General features: G+C 53.2%; 14 protein-coding genes. 12 read left to right on the top strand and 2 right to left on the bottom strand.

The window, feature by feature from the left end:
* Positions 1 to 508 precede the first annotated feature (508 nt).
* Together JUJ53_RS10330 and JUJ53_RS10325 are read left to right on the top strand one after the other, a co-directional pair.
* Entirely contained in the window at positions 509 to 901 is a 393-nt protein-coding gene (locus JUJ53_RS10330; RefSeq protein WP_239124956.1) for a metalloregulator ArsR/SmtB family transcription factor, read from the top strand.
* Positions 902 to 1,305: 404 nt separating this feature from the next.
* Positions 1,306 to 3,306: a heavy metal translocating P-type ATPase gene (locus JUJ53_RS10325; protein ID WP_204151933.1), complete on the top strand. Its 2,001-nt coding sequence runs from the start codon at positions 1,306 to 1,308 to the stop codon at positions 3,304 to 3,306.
* Between the two features lie 250 nt (positions 3,307 to 3,556).
* Here JUJ53_RS10325 and JUJ53_RS10320 read toward each other — a convergent pair whose 3' ends face one another.
* Positions 3,557 to 4,024, bottom strand: coding sequence for an AsnC family transcriptional regulator (locus JUJ53_RS10320; protein WP_204151932.1), 468 nt, complete (start codon positions 4,022 to 4,024; stop codon positions 3,557 to 3,559).
* A gap of 171 nt (positions 4,025 to 4,195) precedes the next feature.
* Here JUJ53_RS10320 and JUJ53_RS10315 point away from each other — a divergent pair, with 171 nt between their 5' ends.
* From JUJ53_RS10315 to JUJ53_RS10275, 9 genes are all read left to right on the top strand, one after another.
* The gene (locus tag JUJ53_RS10315; protein ID WP_204151931.1) at positions 4,196 to 5,377 is read left to right on the top strand and encodes an agmatinase family protein; all 1,182 of its coding nucleotides are present in this window, start codon (positions 4,196 to 4,198) and stop codon (positions 5,375 to 5,377) included.
* Between the two features lie 14 nt (positions 5,378 to 5,391).
* Positions 5,392 to 5,775 carry a hydrogenase maturation nickel metallochaperone HypA gene (hypA, locus tag JUJ53_RS10310; RefSeq protein ID WP_204151930.1) on the top strand — a complete coding sequence of 128 codons (384 nt, stop codon included), beginning with the start codon at positions 5,392 to 5,394 and terminating at the stop codon, positions 5,773 to 5,775.
* A gap of 115 nt (positions 5,776 to 5,890) precedes the next feature.
* Positions 5,891 to 7,252, top strand: a complete 1,362-nt coding sequence (gene glnT / locus JUJ53_RS10305; protein WP_204151929.1) for a type III glutamate--ammonia ligase — start codon at positions 5,891 to 5,893, stop codon at positions 7,250 to 7,252.
* 194 nt (positions 7,253 to 7,446) lie between these two features.
* Positions 7,447 to 8,142: a hydrogenase nickel incorporation protein HypB gene (gene hypB / locus JUJ53_RS10300; RefSeq protein WP_204151928.1), complete on the top strand. Its 696-nt coding sequence runs from the start codon at positions 7,447 to 7,449 to the stop codon at positions 8,140 to 8,142.
* A 419-nt stretch (positions 8,143 to 8,561) separates the two neighbouring features.
* Entirely contained in the window at positions 8,562 to 9,608 is a 1,047-nt protein-coding gene (locus tag JUJ53_RS10295) for an ABC transporter substrate-binding protein (protein WP_204151927.1), read from the top strand.
* Positions 9,609 to 9,711: 103 nt separating this feature from the next.
* Positions 9,712 to 10,551, top strand: a complete 840-nt coding sequence (locus JUJ53_RS10290) for an ABC transporter permease (RefSeq protein ID WP_204151926.1) — start codon at positions 9,712 to 9,714, stop codon at positions 10,549 to 10,551.
* Between the two features lie 46 nt (positions 10,552 to 10,597).
* Positions 10,598 to 11,371 (top strand): ABC transporter ATP-binding protein, encoded by a 774-nt coding sequence (locus tag JUJ53_RS10285; protein WP_204151925.1) that lies wholly within the window; start codon positions 10,598 to 10,600, stop codon positions 11,369 to 11,371.
* 9 nt (positions 11,372 to 11,380) lie between these two features.
* Positions 11,381 to 12,478: an aromatic ring-hydroxylating dioxygenase subunit alpha gene (locus JUJ53_RS10280; protein WP_204151924.1), complete on the top strand. Its 1,098-nt coding sequence runs from the start codon at positions 11,381 to 11,383 to the stop codon at positions 12,476 to 12,478.
* A 9-nt stretch (positions 12,479 to 12,487) separates the two neighbouring features.
* Positions 12,488 to 13,486 carry an alpha/beta fold hydrolase gene (locus tag JUJ53_RS10275; protein ID WP_204151923.1) on the top strand — a complete coding sequence of 333 codons (999 nt, stop codon included), beginning with the start codon at positions 12,488 to 12,490 and terminating at the stop codon, positions 13,484 to 13,486.
* 101 nt (positions 13,487 to 13,587) lie between these two features.
* Here JUJ53_RS10275 and JUJ53_RS10270 read toward each other — a convergent pair whose 3' ends face one another.
* Positions 13,588 to 14,214 (bottom strand): Uma2 family endonuclease, encoded by a 627-nt coding sequence (locus tag JUJ53_RS10270; protein WP_204151922.1) that lies wholly within the window; start codon positions 14,212 to 14,214, stop codon positions 13,588 to 13,590.
* Positions 14,215 to 14,548: 334 nt separating this feature from the next.
* Here JUJ53_RS10270 and JUJ53_RS10265 point away from each other — a divergent pair.
* Positions 14,549 to 17,212 (top strand): pentapeptide repeat-containing protein (locus tag JUJ53_RS10265; protein WP_204151921.1); only part of this gene is annotated, 2,664 nt, incomplete at its 3' end.

Raw genomic sequence — 17,212 nt, 5'->3', positions numbered from 1 at the left:
GGAATAGCTGACAACTCTGTTGCCTGGCTGCACTGGATATCAATCCCAGGCAAGCTTATCTGAATTCTTGGTTTGTGCATCCAGATCTTTAGTTTATGTATCCAGATATGGATTTTAGCTGTGAGGCGGGAAGTCCTGCGCTCTAGCGAAGGCGAGCGTCGGAATGAGAGCCGCTTGCTTCACAGATGCATCCGCGTTCAACAGTTCAACATAACGTTTACGGACAGCGAACGAGCTGTCCCTGGGCCATCGATGGAGAGATGTCCTACCTCTGGCGATCGCCCCTTTGCTAGATCTGCCGATGACGGCACTCGTGACCCAGTTGCTGCGCTTTGCCCTGGCTTGTCTCCCAGAAGGAAGAGTTGGCGGCAGCGCTATTTCAGTCCCAGGGCGATCGCCCTAGCTATGAGCAAACGCTGTACTTCATACAGCACTTTCAATCCTCTGAACAGATGTTCAGTGGTAACGATTCTCAGTATCATAGAGAAAAAGCCAGGAAACTGAATCGATGGCTAGGTCTCGTTCTACAGAGAAATCCTCCATGCCAGCGGCTGACGCACCAACCTGTGACGAGCCGCTGGTGCATCTAGATAATGTGCGCCAAGTGCAGCCTGAAGTGCTCAGCACGACTAAGGCCCAGCGGATGGCGGAGTTTTTTAGCGCTCTTTCCGACCCCCACCGGCTTAAGCTGCTGTCGGCCTTGGCCCAGCAAGAACTCTGTGTATGCGATCTGGCTGCTGCGGTCAAGATGGGTGAGTCAGCGGTATCCCATCAGCTACGGGTGCTGCGATCGCAGCGTCTAGTCACCTACCGTCGCCAGGGTCGCAACGTCTACTATGGTCTGGCCGATGACCATATCATGACCCTCTATCACGAAGTTGCCGAACACTTGGATGAGTGACGCGATGCTTTGCGGTTCAGCTAGACTCTTGCACAGGTCGCCCCCCTGTCAAACGCTCGCTGAGACTGCCGCCGTTGAGGCAATCTCAGCCCACGTCTTGAAGAAGCTTAATGTATTCGTGATAAGCCGCCTCCAGCGTCGATGGTAGACATGGGCGCGCGGTTGTCTTCGTCTAGTCACCGTTGACTCCATAGACCCGCGGCCCAGTTGGTCTTGCGCCAGACAGACCTCTCGTCAAGGTTAGCGCCTGCTAGGTCAAGGCCAGATGCTGCAAGCTGTTTCCAATTTTTTTAACCCTTCGACTCTAGGATCAGCCTTGTGCAAAAAGCATGACAGGCTACGGCGCATGTTGTATCATCTGAATAGTCTTTCAGATATTCAGCAAAGGATCGCCAGGTATTCCTATGGCAGGCTCTCGCTCTAAATCCTGTTGTGATCGTCACGAGACACCGATTCATCCACCGCCTATTCAGTCGGGTAGCCAGGATGACTGCTGCGGGTCTGGCCACGGCCACGATGCCGCAGACTTCAACCTGCGGCAGGAGCTGACGCCGATCGCGATCGCCGCCATCCTCCTCCTGATCGGCCTGATGTTCAACGAGACTCTGCACAACACTCCCTACGCGATCGCCGAGTACGCGGTGCTGATTCCGGCCTATCTGATCAGCGGCTGGACAGTGCTGACCGCAGCGGGGCGCAATAGCTTGCGGGGGCGCATCTTTGACGAGAATTTTTTGATGACCCTTGCCACCCTGGGGGCGATCGCCATTCACCAAATTCCCGAAGCCGTGGGCGTGATGCTGTTCTTTCAGGTGGGGGAGCTGTTTCAGGGCTATTCAGTGGGGCGATCGCGCCGCTCAATCAAAGCTCTGCTAGAGGTGCGACCCGACACCGCCAATCTCAGCGTTGACGGCGACATTCGTGCCGTTGCCCCCGATACCGTTAAGGTTGGCGATGTGATTGTGGTGCGCCCCGGCGAAAAGGTGCCCCTAGATGGCGACATTCTAGAGGGCAAATCGCTGGTGGATACCTCTGCATTGACGGGCGAATCAGTACCCCGCACCGTTGCCCCTGGCGAAACCGTGCTGGCCGGGATGATCAACCAGTCTGGGTTGCTGACGGTGCGGGTGAGCAAACCCTTTGGCGAGTCGTCGATCGCCAGAATTTTAGAACTGGTCGAGAACGCCAGCAGCAAAAAAGCCGACACCGAAAAATTTATCACCCGCTTTGCCCGCTACTACACCCCGGTGGTGGTGTTTCTGTCTTTGGCGGTGGCGATGCTGCCGCCCCTGTTTATTGAGGGGGCCACCCATGCCCAGTGGGTCTATCGCGCCTTGGTGCTGCTGGTGATTTCCTGCCCCTGCGGTTTGGTGATTAGCATTCCCCTCGGCTACTTTGGCGGAGTGGGCGGTGCTGCTAAACGCGGCATTTTGGTCAAAGGCTCCACCTATTTAGACACCCTCGCCCAGGTGAAAACGGTTGTGTTCGACAAAACCGGCACCCTCACCCAGGGCAACTTTCGCGTGACCCATGTGGTGACTCACAACGGCCTGAATCAGCACCAACTGCTAGAGCTAGCGGCCCAGGTCGAGTCGCAGTCAACGCATCCGGTGGCTCAGTCGATTCGTCAGGCCTATGGGCAGGCCGTCGATACTGCCGCCGTGCAAGACTACGAAGAAATTGCCGGGCACGGCATTCGCGCTATGGTGAATGGTCGCACTGTCTTGGCGGGAAATGACCGACTTTTGCACCGCGAAGCCATTCCCCACGATGTTTGTGTAGTAGACGGCACCGTGGCTCACCTGGCGGTGGATGGCGACTATCGTGGCCGCATCATCATTGCCGATGAGCTGAAAGACGACGCCGTCGAGGCTATCCGAGCATTGCACGCCCAAGGCATTCAAACCGCTATGCTGACCGGCGATAGCCAATCGGTAGCCGACAGCATCGCCCAACAACTGGGCCTCGACTACTACCGAGCTGAACTGTTGCCCGAAGACAAAGTAGATGCCCTAGAAGGCTTGTTGCAGCGTGCCCGGCAGACCCGAAGCAGCGTGGCGTTTGTCGGCGACGGCATTAACGATGCGCCAGTCATCGCTAGAGCCGATGTGGGCATCGCCATGGGTGGGCTGGGGTCTGATGCGGCGATCGCAACCGCTGATGTGGTGATCATGACCGATGCCCCTTCCAAGGTGGCCGAAGCCATTCAAATCGCGCAGAAAACCCGGCGGGTTGTTTGGCAAAACATCATGTTTGCCATGGTCTTCAAGGCACTCTTTATTGCCTTGGGCGCGATCGGCATAGCCACCCTTTGGGAGGCGGTATTTGCCGATGTAGGTGTCGCCCTGCTAGCCATCCTCAATGCCGGTCGAATTATTCGGAACCCTCAAAACGGGTTGAGATGATCCGTCTCCGGAGAATTGCCGCATTCCGTTACCAGAACCCACTGTCTTGGTGGCCGCCATGGATGCCGCTGTGGTGCTTGAGCATTACGGCATCAACTGGCAGCGGATGCACAACCAGATTTGAGCGACCCTGCGGAGGACAGTAGGTCAAGAGGTGTCATCATTTGAACTGTGGAACTCACGTTCAGGCGTCTTGATTGTCCCACCTACGGGGCGATCGCTATACCTCTACCAAGGCGATCGCCTGTGACTAAAGCGATTGCAGAGGATTGTACTCCGCCTTGAGCAACTTCAGGACAATTTGCGACTCATAGCTCACGACACCGGAAACTTGTTGGAGCTTTGCTAAGAAATCCAGAATTTCCCCATGATGTCCGTAGTAAACATCAGCAATGATGTTGTATCGTCCAGCAGCTACTGCCACAAACCGCACCTCATCCATGGCGGTAAGCTGTTCGGCAACGGACATCACCTGACTATTGTCCACCGTTAAATAGAGCATCAAAATGTGGGGCGTTCCCAGCTTTTCGGGGTTCGGCCAGGCATGGATTTGGATGGCACCGGACTGAAGCAAGCGCTGCACCCGATAGCGGGCAGTGGCTTCAGGGATGTCTAATCGCTTAGCAATCTCGGTGAAGGTCATGCGACCATCCACCCGTAGAAGGGTGACGATTTGCTGATCAACGGCATCAAGGGAGGGAGGGGGGCTGGAGGTCATGGTTGTCTCTACGAAAAACTGAACAGGTAGAGTATTTCATTCATGATTCCATCATCTCTAAATATGATCTTGTGTTTGTATTAGAACTAACAGTTTTGGGTTTGTGTAATCCTTTACTGTTGATACCCAGAAAAGGCCCGATGTGTTGTTACTAGTTTTTGGGTGTTGTTCATGGCAGACAATCCGGTTTCCAATTCTGAGTCCCGTCGTAGCCAGGCTGAGGAGGCGCTAGAGCGTGAGACTCGGTTGCCCATGAGCGGCTGGCAGCAGGAGGTCGATCGCGGCTTGGAGTATGGGTTAGAAGGAGCAGCTAGCATACGCGATCGCTCCATCCCCACCTTTTCGCGGGGAGAACTGCCCCACTATGCGGGCATTAATACGTTTATGAAAGCGCCCTACCTAGAGGATGTGCGCAAGGTGGGCGAGTATGACGTTGCGATCGTTGGCGTTCCCCATGACTGTGGTACCACCTACCGCCCTGGAACTCGTTTTGGTCCCCAAGGCATTCGCCGCATCTCCGCTCTCTACACCCCCTACAACTTTGAGCTAGGCGTCGATCTGCGGGAGCAAATTACCCTCTGTGACGTCGGCGATATTTTCACCATCAATGCCAACAACGAGAAATCCTTCGACCAGATTTCTAAAGGCGTTGCCCATATTTTTAGCTCCGGTGCCTTTCCGATTATTCTCGGTGGCGATCACTCCATTGGCTTCCCCACAGTGCGCGGCGTCTGCCGCCATTTAGGAGATAAGAAAATTGGCATTATTCACTTCGATCGCCATGTGGATACCCAGGAAACCGATCTAGATGAACGGATGCATACCTGTCCTTGGTTCCATGCCACCAATATGGCTAATGCGCCGGCTAAAAATCTGGTGCAGCTAGGCATTGGCGGTTGGCAGGTGCCTCGGCAAGGCGTGAAGGTCTGTCGGGAACGCTCCACCAATATTCTCACCGTCACCGATATTACTGAAATGGGGATGGATGCCGCCGCAGACTATGCCTTGGAACGAGCTCTAGACGGCACCGACTGTGTCTACATCAGTTTTGATATTGACTGCATTGATGCTGGCTTTGTCCCTGGCACCGGCTGGCCCGAACCCGGTGGTCTACTGCCCCGAGAGGCTCTATCCCTGCTCGGTAAAATTGTCCAGCGAGCGCCGGTTTGTGGCTTAGAAATTGTGGAAGTCTCTCCCCCCTACGATGTTAGTGACATGACATCTCTGATGGCCACTCGGGTAATCTGTGACACCATGGCCCATTTGGTGGTCTCAGGCCAGCTCCCTCGCAAAGAAAAGCCTAGCTATATCCATGAGGAAGCCAATATGAACGTGGATCAGGCTTGGTCTTAGGAGGAGCGATCGCCATGCATGAAACCGATATGACGAAAGCCTTGCTGATGACCGTGGAAGAGTGGTGGGAATCCCAGCCCAATCGCCCTGATATTGAGCGCATCCATCTCATTGTGGGGCAGTTTACCTGTGTGGAGCCCGCTGGTTTGCAGTTTGCCTTTGAGGTGCAAACGCGCAACACCTTTCTCGAAGGTGCAGAACTTGTGATCCGCGAAATACCGCTGATTGCCTTTTGCCATACCTGTCAAGACGAGTATCAGCCCGTGCTAGGTCTGCGCTACGCCTGTCCCACCTGCCGTAGTCCCATGGATGATATTCGTTCGGGTCGAGAGCTGAAAATCGATCGCATTGAATATGCTCAGCCTGCTTCAACCTTGGATAAAGAGCTTGTCTCGTAGCCATGGCAGTTTAACGCTAGGTCTTGGATGGATGCGTTACGGCTGCGCCTAACACATTCTACTGGTACTACGCTTGATTGCTTAATTCGTTGATTTCCTATCTATCTGCCGATCTATGAACACTATTCTGCAACCCGAAATTGACGCTCTTAAAACATCCCTGGAAAAGCAAGGGGTGAAATATGCCCTAGCTAGCTATGTCGATCTGCACGGCATGTGCAAAGCCAAGATGGTGCCCCTGAGCCACATTGGTCAGATGATGGGTGGCTCGGAGCTATTCACGGGGGCAGCTCTAGACGGTGTACCTCAGGAGGTCAGCGATGAGGAAGTGGCGGCTATGCCGGATCCGGCTACCGCGACCGTGCTGCCCTGGAATTCTGAAGTGGTTTGGTTTGCCAGCGATTTGCACCTCAAGGGTCAGCCCTTTGAAGCCTGTTGCCGCACCATTCTCAAGCAAGTCCTCGCCCAAGCGGCGGAGATGGGCTACACCTTTAATCTGGGCATTGAAACCGAGTTTTTCATCCTCAAAGATCATCCGGATGGTTCCTTTGGGCCGGTGAGCGATCGCGATCTCTTAGCCAAGGCCGCCTACGATGTACCCACGCTGCTGGACAACTACCAGATCCTCGACACCATCGTCAGCGCCATGAATTCCCTGGGCTGGGATGTCTATTCCTTTGACCACGAAGATGCACAGGGACAGTTTGAAACCGACTTCGCCTACTGTGATGCCCTAAAAATGGCCGATCGCCTCACCTTTTTCCGATTGATGGTCAAAGAACTGGCGCGATCGCAAGGCTATTTCGCCTCCTTTATGCCCAAAATTGCCTCGGATAAGACCGGCAGCGGTGCCCACTACAACATGTCCTTGGCAGATTTAGAAACCGGCAACAATCTCTTTTTTGATCCAGAAGACCCCCGAGGCTGCAAACTATCCAAACTAGGCTATCAGTTCATTGCCGGCGTACTGCGCCACGCACCCGCCATTGTGGCCCTCACCTGTCCGACGGTGAATAGCTACAAGCGCTTGGTACGTCAGGGCAGCATGTCTGGCTTTACCTGGGCCCCGGTCTATGTTTGCTATGGCAACAACAACCGGACGAATATGCTGCGGATTCCCCTAGCTGGAGGACGGGTGGAATGCCGCGCTGCCGATATTTCTACCAATCTCTATCTGGGGGCAGCTCTGATGCTGGCGGCTGGTCTGGAGGGAATTCGCGAAAACCTGGATCCAGGCGAACCCCATACAGAAAACATGTACACCTATAGCTTGGAGGAACTGCAAAACCTAGGGATTGATCTACTCCCGCGTACCCTAGAGGAAGCGATCGATGCCCTGGAAGCTGATCCCCTCAGTCAATCGGTGATGGGGCCCCTGATGTTTGAGGCCTATGTGCAATACAAGCGTCAGGAATGGCGGGAATACCATAACCACGTATCTGATTGGGAAATTAAGCGCTACCTGAAGTTTTTCTAGTTACAGCAATAGAGAGGTTTGGCTTCTGAGACGTGGCATACATTGTCCTGATGAAAAGGGACTTAAACAGTCTCCCGACGTAGTCTTGATTAAAAGAGACCTTGGTTTCGATGCCCACAGTATAGGTTGATATCCTATCTATGCCCTAAACTCTCCAACGTTCCAGATCGTTTCACCCTACATCACCTAAACCCATGCACCAAACCTTTGACGCCGCCCTCGGCATTAATCTCCTCCACGCCAACCAACAGGGCGCAAACCACAACCGCGCCCACTTTGATCAATGGGGCATCACCTGCTTCAACATTATGAGCAGTCCCGGCGCGGGCAAAACAGCTCTGCTAGAGAAAACTCTAGAAGCGATCGCCCCCGACTATCACGTAGCGGTTATTGAAGGCGACATGACCACGGAACTCGACGCCGATCGCCTGCGCCAGTACGGCGTACCGGTGATTGCCATCAACACCGGACGTTCTTGCCACCTCGATGCCAAGATGGTGGCGGGCGGGCTGCATCGCCTAGAGCAGGACTATGATCCTGCCCAGTTTGACCTAGTGCTGGTGGAAAATGTGGGCAATCTAGTTTGTCCTGCTGAGTTTGAAGTCGGTGAACATCAAAAAGTGGCCTTGCTCAGTATTACGGAAGGGGAAGATAAACCGTTGAAATATCCGGTGATGTTCCAAGAGGCAGATTGTTTGCTGATTACCAAAACAGACCTAGCGCCCTACCTAGATGTAGACATTGCGCAGATTATTGCCAACGTTCGCCAAATGAATTCCCACGTCACCATCATTCCCATCTCTGTGAAAACGGGTGAGGGCTTGGAAGATTGGTATGAATGGGTGCGATCGCAGGTGAGTTCAGCCGTTATCCCCGTGGGTTGTTCTTGAATCCGTAGACTCTGAGAGATAATTGCCGAAATCCTCAGCCATAAAGTTGGCTAAACCTAGAGAAATCGTAGCTTCCGTTACCGTAAATCTTGCCCTAAATCGAACACATTAAGACAGGGTGGCGTACTTAGGATTTTCTTGCTCAACAATGATGTGGAGGTCTATTGCTACTCATGATGTCGAACCGTCGAGGACAAGTCTCTCCACCTCTAACCCATACTATTCCTAACTCAGGCTACGTAGACCATATTCGTTTGGAGTGCAAGAGTCTCTCAGGAGTCCTCCTACCCCCCTGTTGACAAGAGAAAATCGGAGTCACGCGAGCTTGTTGAGACACAAGATTACACGACCAAGGTCTCTCTCTCCTGATATCCAGATGATTTCGCTGCCATTGTTCTATTCACATTGAGCCTAAACCTATGAGAATTCCTAAGTTTGTATCTTTACTTCTCGTTTTTTGTCTCAGCCTCACGGCGGCAGTTGGCTGTAATCCCTCCGCTGAAACCCCAACCTCGGAGGCTCCGAGTGGTTCGGATGCGACGAGTGCGCCGTTGGTGCTGGGTTATAGCAACTGGGCCGGTTGGTGGCCTTGGGCGATCGCCGAAGAGGAAGGTCTCTTCGCTGCCAATGGCGCAAACGTCGAACTACGCTGGTTTGACGGCTATCTTGAATCCATGGAAGCCTTTGCTGTTGGTCAATTAGATGCCAATTGCCAGACGCTCAACGACACGATTTCCTTTGCCGCTGATGCTGTCAATGGCGAAGTGGTGGTGGTGGTCAACGATAACTCTGCCGGTAACGACAAGGTGATTGTGACGCAAGAGATCAATACGATTCAGGATCTCGCTGGCAGGAATGTGGGGTTAGAAGAAGGCGTCGTCGGCGATTTCCTCCTTAGCCTAGCCCTAGAAGAAGCCGGTATGTCTCGCAGCGATGTGACGATTCGCGGGTTAGAAACGGGTGAAGCCACAGCAGCGTTCGCTGCAGGACAGCTTGATGCCGTTGCCGCCTGGCCGCCCTATTGGCTGACGGCGCTGCAGCTTGAAGGAAGTAAGGAACTGTTGAGCTCTCAAGACTATCCTGGAGCGATTCCCGATCTGTTGGTGGTGAGTCAAGTCATGATTGACGAAAGCCCCGATCAAGTGCAGGCACTGGTGAATACCTGGTTTGATGTCTTAGCCTTCATGGAAGAGAATCCCGATCGCGCCCAGGAAATTATGGCCCAACGGGCAGATGTGTCCCTCGAAGAGTTCCAACTGTTTACCGATGGGACTAGGATGTTTAACCTAGAAGATAATCTAGAAGCCTTTAGCCCTGGTGAAGACATGAAACATATGCCCTTCGCCGCCCAGCGCATGGCAGACTTCATGACCAGTGTTGGGTTTATCACCGAAGATAAGGTTCCTGATCTAGACGCGGTTCTCGATAATCGTTTCGTGCAGGCCTACGCCGCCAGCAATAGCTAAGAAGCGCATCCTGATGATTGGCCTGATGATTGGGTAGTTCTCATGGCGATCGCTTAGATGTAGGCGATCGCCCCCCATTGTTCTCAAGGTTTCCCGAGCAATTATGACATCCACATCCTCTGACCTAACTGATACTCCCCGCACCCAGGGACTGAAACCTACGGTCTTTTGGGGGATTGCTGAAGATATACCCAAATCGCTGAATTGGGTCTTATTTACCCTATCTATCATCATTCCCTTTACAGGCTGGTGGATTATTGCTAGCTTGCCGGGTATGAATGCCGCTTTTCTGCCATCCCCCGCAGATGTGGTTCGTGCCTTTATGGGATTGTGGGAACGAGGTTTTTTGCTGCAAGATACCTGGGCTAGTGTCTTCCGAGTATCCTGCGGATTTCTCCTGGCAGCGATCGTCTCTGTGCCGCTAGGAATCCTCATGGGTACCTTCGCTAGCATCGCTGCTCTATTTGAACCGATCATCGGCATCCTGCGGTATATGCCAGCCCCTGCCTTTACCCCGCTGCTGATTATTTATCTAGGGCTTGACGAAGCGCCCAAAATCGCCCTGATTTTTCTAGGAACGCTGTTCTACAACGTTCTGATGATCATGGACGCGGTGAAATTTGTGCCCAAGGATCTTTTGGAAGCGACCTATACCTTGGGCGGTCGGCGTTGGCAAGTGCTCACCCAAGTGATTATGCCCTACGTCACGCCCAGCATTATCGACACCTTCCGAATTAATATCGCCACCTCTTGGAATATGGTGATTGTGGCGGAACTCGTTGCAGCGGAAGTGGGTTTAGGAAAACGTATTCAACTGGCTCAACGATTTTTTAGAACCGATGAAATTTTTGCCTGCTTGATTGTCCTAGGGCTGATTGGTTTTATCTTGGACTTATCGTTTCGGGCAATTCTGCGCCTGTCCTGTAAATGGGCGGTTGATTAATCTAGAGATATCTATACACCTATCGTTCCTTTACCCCAACGTTCCTATGCACCTTGAAGTCTCCAGCGTTTATAAACAATTTGACACCCGTAATGGCCCACTTGTCGCCCTCAAGGATATTAACCTGCATGTGGAAACGGGCGAATTTGTCTGTGCCGTCGGCGCTTCAGGCTCTGGAAAGTCTACCCTACTGCGTCTAGTTGCTGGATTAGATGCGCCTACGGCAGGCGAGATTACCGTAGACGGCGCTCAAGTGGTTGGGCCAGGCAGCGATCGCGGCATGGTGTTTCAAAGCTACACGCTTTATCCTTGGATGAACGTGCAGCAGAATGCCGAGTTTGGTCTGAAACTGCAGGGCATTTCCAAGACAGAGCGGCGACAGCGGGCCAGCGAATACCTAGACGTGGTTGGTCTCAGCAAATTTGCCCGTGCCCTACCCAAGGAACTATCCGGCGGCATGAAACAACGGGTAGCGATCGCTCGGGCCTTAGCGAATCAGCCTAAGATCTTACTCATGGATGAACCCTTTGGGGCACTGGATGTGCAAACTAAGGAAACTATGCAGCTCTTCTTACTCGACCTGTGGCGACGTACCGGCACCACAATTTTGATGATTACCCACGATGTTGAGGAAGCCGTTTTCCTATCTCAGCGTATTTACGTGATGACCGCCCGCCCAGGCCGCATCCAGAAAGAAGTGCTAGTGGAGCTGACGGGCGATCGCACCTACGACACCAAACGCAAACCCCAGTTTCAAGACTACAAACACGACATTATGGATATCCTGCGGGGCAAACCTGACGAAGCTCTGATTGCTTAGATGCGACCTATGATTGCTAACCTACCTGACCTGCTCACCGTTGCCAACCCCGACGCCTACTTTTTCCCAGGGCAACTCTACACCGACCCCGCGCTCTTACCCCTTGAACAAGAGCGTATCTTTCGCCGTACTTGGCTCTACGCTGGTGATGCTGCTCAGCTTGCTCCCGGTCAGGTCTGGGTGAAGGAGGTTGCGGGTCTTAGTTTATTAATCGTACGGGATAGGGATCATCAACTGCGAGCCTTCCATAACGTCTGTCCCCATCGTGCTTCTCCCCTCTGCACCCAGTCTGGCGTCCAGTCGCTCAAGCATATTATCTGTCCTTACCATGCCTGGGTCTATGGTTTAGATGGCAAGCTGATCGGCGCACCGTCCCACGATCGCTTCCCCGACACCTTCGACACACCAGACTTTCCCCTAGTTCCGGTGGCGATCGCCCTCTGGGATAACTTTATCTTCGTCTGCCTTTCTGATCCACCTTGTGAATTAACTGATTTTCTTGGTGATATTCCCACTGTCCTGCAAGGCTATCGCCAGCCGACGACTGAATTAGTGATTCAGAAACACTATATCGTCGCCTGTAATTGGAAAAACTACCACGACAATACCCTCTGTGACTACCACGTAGCGATCGCCCACCGCCAAACCCTCAATAAGGTACAGGGCCCCATTCGCCATTACGAACATTCCTTCGGGGACTACGTCAACTGTTTATATACCCCCACAACGCCCGGCTGGCGTGCCGACAATGTCGTTCTGGAACACTTAAGCGATCGCAATCGATACGGCTTCCTTACGTTTGGGATGTTCCCCAATCTGCATTTACTGGCTTTCCCCAACGGCGTCCTTGCCTGGATTCAGATCGAACCTAACGGCGTGGAATCCTGTCGCGTCAACCTAGAGGTGTTTGCCATTCCCGGCTTTAGCACTCCCACGGAGACTTTACTGAAAGACTTTGAAGATTTTATGCAAGAAGATATGGATCTCACGGAGGGCGTGCAAAAAGGCTATGCCAGCGGTGTCTATCAATCCGGCATGGCCAATCATCTGGAAGACCGCATTATTCATCAGCAAAAGCTAATCCGTCAGCACTTGCTGAACGCCTAGGGACTGGCCATGGACTATCAGTACTTTGAACTCGGCGATCTGGAACTCCAATCAGGAGATATTTTACTCAATGCTAAGCTTGCCTACGCCACCTATGGCACCTTGAGCGATAGCAAAGATAATGTGATCCTATTTCCTACCTACTACACCGGCACCCACCGCAGCAATGCCGCCATCATCGGCGCTACCTGGGCCCTGAACCCCGATCGCTACTTCATCATTGTTCCCAACTTATTTGGCAATGGTCTATCGTCCTCTCCCAGCAATACCGGACTAGGCGGTGATTTTCCTCGGATATCGCTCTACGACAATGTGCGCTGTCAACATCGGCTCCTGTGGGAACAGTTTGGCATTGAAGCGATCGCCCTTGTTCTAGGTTGGTCAATGGGAGCCATGCAGGCTTACCACTGGGCTGCTCTCTATCCCGATCAGGTCAGCACCATGCTCGCCATCTGTGGTGCTGCCAAAACCTCGCCCCACAATCAGGTTTTTCTGGCAGGCGTTCGCGCTGCCCTAACTGCGGATGGCACCTGGAATCATGGATTTTATCAACAGCCGCCAGTGCAGGGACTGAAAGCCTTTGGTCGTGTCTATGCTGGCTGGGTCTACTCCCAAACGTTTTACCGCGAGGGGCTCTACAAAGACTTGGGCTTCGATACCCTGGATGACCTGCTGCGCTGGTGGGAGGACGACCATCTGGCTTGGGATGCCAATGATTTGCTGGCGATGATGGAGGCTTGGTACTACGGCGATATCAGCGATCATCCTCGCTATAATCAGGATTTTTCCGCTGCTTTGGGGGCGATCGCGGCTCGTTCGTTGATCATGCCTTGTGCGACGGATTTGTATTTCACACCGGAGGACAATGCGCTGGAGGTGGCGCAGATGCCCAATGCGGAACTGCGGGTGATCGATTCGGTTTGGGGGCATTATGCCGGTGGCCCTGGCCGAAACCGGGAGGCAACGGCGATGATTGAAGCAGCAATCGCTGAGCTGCTCGAAGCTTAGGGTGAGTTGGCTGTTTTGGGTGAATCTTGGAAGCAATGGGGATCTACAAGTTCTTCGTCAGCTTCTGTACGTCTACTGCGTTGGGGTTGTTTGCAACACCGTCACCGATTAGCCCTCAAGACTTGTTCAGCCATGAGTCTCAACTCTGGGAAGGTTGGAGAGACGATCATCTCACTGCCTCGGAACTGCTGAATTTCATACTCTTCATCCACTAGCGCACAGATAGAAAGGGTGGGCTGTTTGGGCTTTCCGATATGTCGAGTTCCCCCCAATCCCGCGTAGTCTGCAATCCAATATTCTGGGATACCTAACGCTGCGTAGTCTTCAAGCTTACGAGCATAATCATTTTGCCAGTTGCTACTTACAACTTCTGCCACAAATTTAATCGAAGTGCCTAGAGTTAAGATTGACTGGTCATACCAAAGCGGCTCTTGGGTCAGTTCATCTTGATCAACAACTGCGATATCAGGACGAAATGCTGTCATGGCAGTGTTAGAAGGGCGCAACAGTCCCCGCTGAAGGACAAACCAAGGTAGCTCTGCTCTGTCGATCTGGACACAAATCTTCGTTGTTATGAAGGCTGCAACCTCCTCATGCAGGCCTGTTGGTTCCAAGTCGAACACCTCTCCGTCGATCAGTTCGTAGCGGTTATCGCCACCATAATGAGCGAGAAACTCGTCAAGGCTAAGGGGTTGCTGGTGAATTGCTTGATCGACTGCAATAGTCATGGATCAACCTAGCTCTATCAGTACCTCAAGTTTACCAAAGCGATTGAGTTATGTTGCACAGTTGAGAAACATGTTGTGCTCAACCATGTATTACAGAAGTTGTCTAACGACTAAGATAAGCAGCAGCAGCAGATAATCTGTGCATCGAAGCCAGGATCTCTCGTCCGCTGCTTCATCGACTTGTTAAAAGATACACAATGACTGACCCTGCCTCATTGACTGCTGGTGCGATTCTCCTGCGGAGACATTGCATGAACGCCACCCTCACTGTCTAAAGGTTCATCGAATCTAGATCGGCTACACTATACCTAAATTGCTGCTCCAAAATAAATCAATGGTGAAACAACTCTGGCGCGATGTCTGGCGAGGTTTGAATACGCCGATTTCCTGGGAGGGGACAGTTAAGGGAGGTGTGGATAGCCTGAAGACGCTCGCCGACTTGGCAAAAGCGATTCGGGAAAACAAGAGCGCCCAAGAGCTAGCACCCCTGGTCAACCATTTTTCATCGTTGCTGGATGTGTTGAGTTCACCCTTGGGGCAGGTAGCGACGGCGGCTTTGCCGTTTGTGCCGTTGGCGGCGGGGTTGCTGAAATACATTATGGAGGTAACGCCGCAGGAGCCGTCGTTGGAGGTGGGGGTGGCGATCGCCGCCCAGACTGCCTACCTGAAAAGTGTCCAGGTTTTTCTAGAGCAGCATCCAGAGCTGGTGCAGCGATTGTCTGACCAACCTGCATCGGAAGCGTTGACAAACCAGATTCAACAGATGGGCAAGAAGCTGGAGCTAGATGGCAAGGAGGTGGAGCTAACCGAGCAGGAAGCCAAGAAAACACTGATTTGTTTCCATGAGTCGCAACTGGCGCGGATTTTTAATGGGCTGCTGAGCCAGCGGTTGCAGGAGGCAGGGTTGTCGCCGGAAGAGAGCGATCGCACCACGGAACGCATTGCCCGCAGCACCCACCGCTACCTGAAGGAGATTGTGGCGGAGGTGCGCGACCAGGTGAAGCGGCTGGCGGCGGTCTATGGGGAGGGTTGGTTTCAAGACCAGGAACGCTATGCCAGTGTCGATCGCTACCTGGAGGAGGTGATTGCCTGCAAGCCCCAGGATCCGGTGTTCGACGAGTCGTTCACCTTTGCCGAGTTGTATGTGCCGCTGCAAGTGCGCCCCGTTGATAGGGAAGGTCGGGTGGATTACAGGGCTACACCCCAAAACATTGAAACCTGGGCAGAAACGCTGTTGCAGGATGCCCAAAAACAGGGACAGGTGTTGTTTATTCAGGGTGGGCCTGGACGGGGCAAGAGCGTTTTTTGTCGGATGTTTGCTGACAAGGTGCGACGCAAGTGGTCGCCCATCTGGATTCCGGTGTTGATTCGTCTGCGCGATGTGTCAGTGTTTGCCCAGAGTCTTGACCAAACGCTGAAGGATGCCATTGCCACGGATTTCACTAAAGATCCGGGCTGGCTGACCGATCGCAACACCCGCTTTCTGTTCTTTTTGGATGGCTTTGATGAACTGCTGCTGGAACGGGGCACAGGAGGTGGACTCCAGCAATTTTTAGATCAGGTGGAGAAGTTTCAAAGAGGCTGTGCTGAAACTAGCGATCGCGGCCACCGAGTAGTGCTTACTGGTAGACCCCTGGCGCTGTATGGCGTGGAACGGCTGATGCCTGTAAATCTGGAGCGGGTCGAGATTGCGCCAATGGCGGAGGAGATTCAGCAGCAGTGGTTTGTGAACTGGGAAAAGCTGGCGGGCAGCGAGAAAGCCCAGCAATTTCAGGCGTTTTTGCAAAACCAGCAGTGCCCGAAGCAGGTCAAAACCCTGGCAAGGGAACCCCTGCTGCTTTACCTGCTGGCGGCGCTGCACCGCGATGGCAAGCTCAAGGAGTCTCAACTCACCGGCGATGACCCGGTCGCCGTGCGGATTCAAATTTACGAGGCGGCGCTGGATTGGGTGTTGACCAAGCAGCGCAGTGAAAACGGGGCTGATCTCAACCCTAAAATTACCGGCCTTGACCCGGAAGACCTGCGCAGCATTTTGGCGGAGGCGGGGTTGTGTGTGGTGCAGTCGGGGGGCGAGTTTGCCGCCATTGCCCTGATTGAAGAACGGCTGAAAGAAGATGAGGGCGCAAAACAGATATTGGCCCAGGCCAAGCAAAACGCCGAGCAAAACCCCCTCAAGAATGCCCTGGCGGCGTTTTATTTGCAATCGACGGAGGGCCGCGAGAACCATATCGAGTTTTTTCACAAGAGTTTTGGTGAGTTTTTGTGTGCCGAGCGGATGGTTGAATCGCTAGTGCGCTGGACAAAAAAAGAGGATAGTCGGGGTAAACCCTATCTCGTTCGTGAAGAGATGCTGTGCCGAGAAATCTACGATCTGTTTGGTTTTGGCGCTTTGACCCAAGAAATTGTGGAATACCTGATCGGCTTGCTGAAAAAAGCCAAGCTAGATTGGGTGGAACTGTTCAAACGGCTGGAGGGTTTTTATCTGGACTGGTGCGATGGCAAGTTTATTGATGCGACGGAAGAAACCCTGCCCCAGCGCAAAGCCCGCCAACTGAAAAAGTATCAGCCGACTATCGGACAGCGCCAAGTCGATATCGCTACGGGGTTGAATGTGCTGATTTTGCTGCTGGAAATTCATCGGTATGCTCAGTCGGTGGAGGCGCTAAAAGCGGCTATCCATTGCTATCCCTGCGGTCAACCGGATACGGACGGTCATGACTCTGAGCGTTGGCTCCGCATGATCCATTACAGCGATTGTTTGCAACTGGGCACCTTTAACCAAAGCGTGGGCAAATTTCTCCGCAGCGCCAACCTCATCAGTGCCAACCTCCGCAGCGCCAACCTCACCAGCGCCAACCTCAGCAACGCCAACCTCTTCAACGCCAACCTCACCAGCGCCAACCTCTTCCACGCCGACCTCACCAGCGCCAACCTCAGCAGCACCGACCTCAGCAGCACCGACCTCTTCAGCGCCAACCTCAGCAGCGCCGACCTCACC

The organism is Leptolyngbya sp. CCY15150, assembly GCF_016888135.1.
Lineage (GTDB): Bacteria > Cyanobacteriota > Cyanobacteriia > RECH01 > RECH01 > RECH01.
This window is presented reverse-complemented; position numbering and strand designations above follow the sequence as displayed.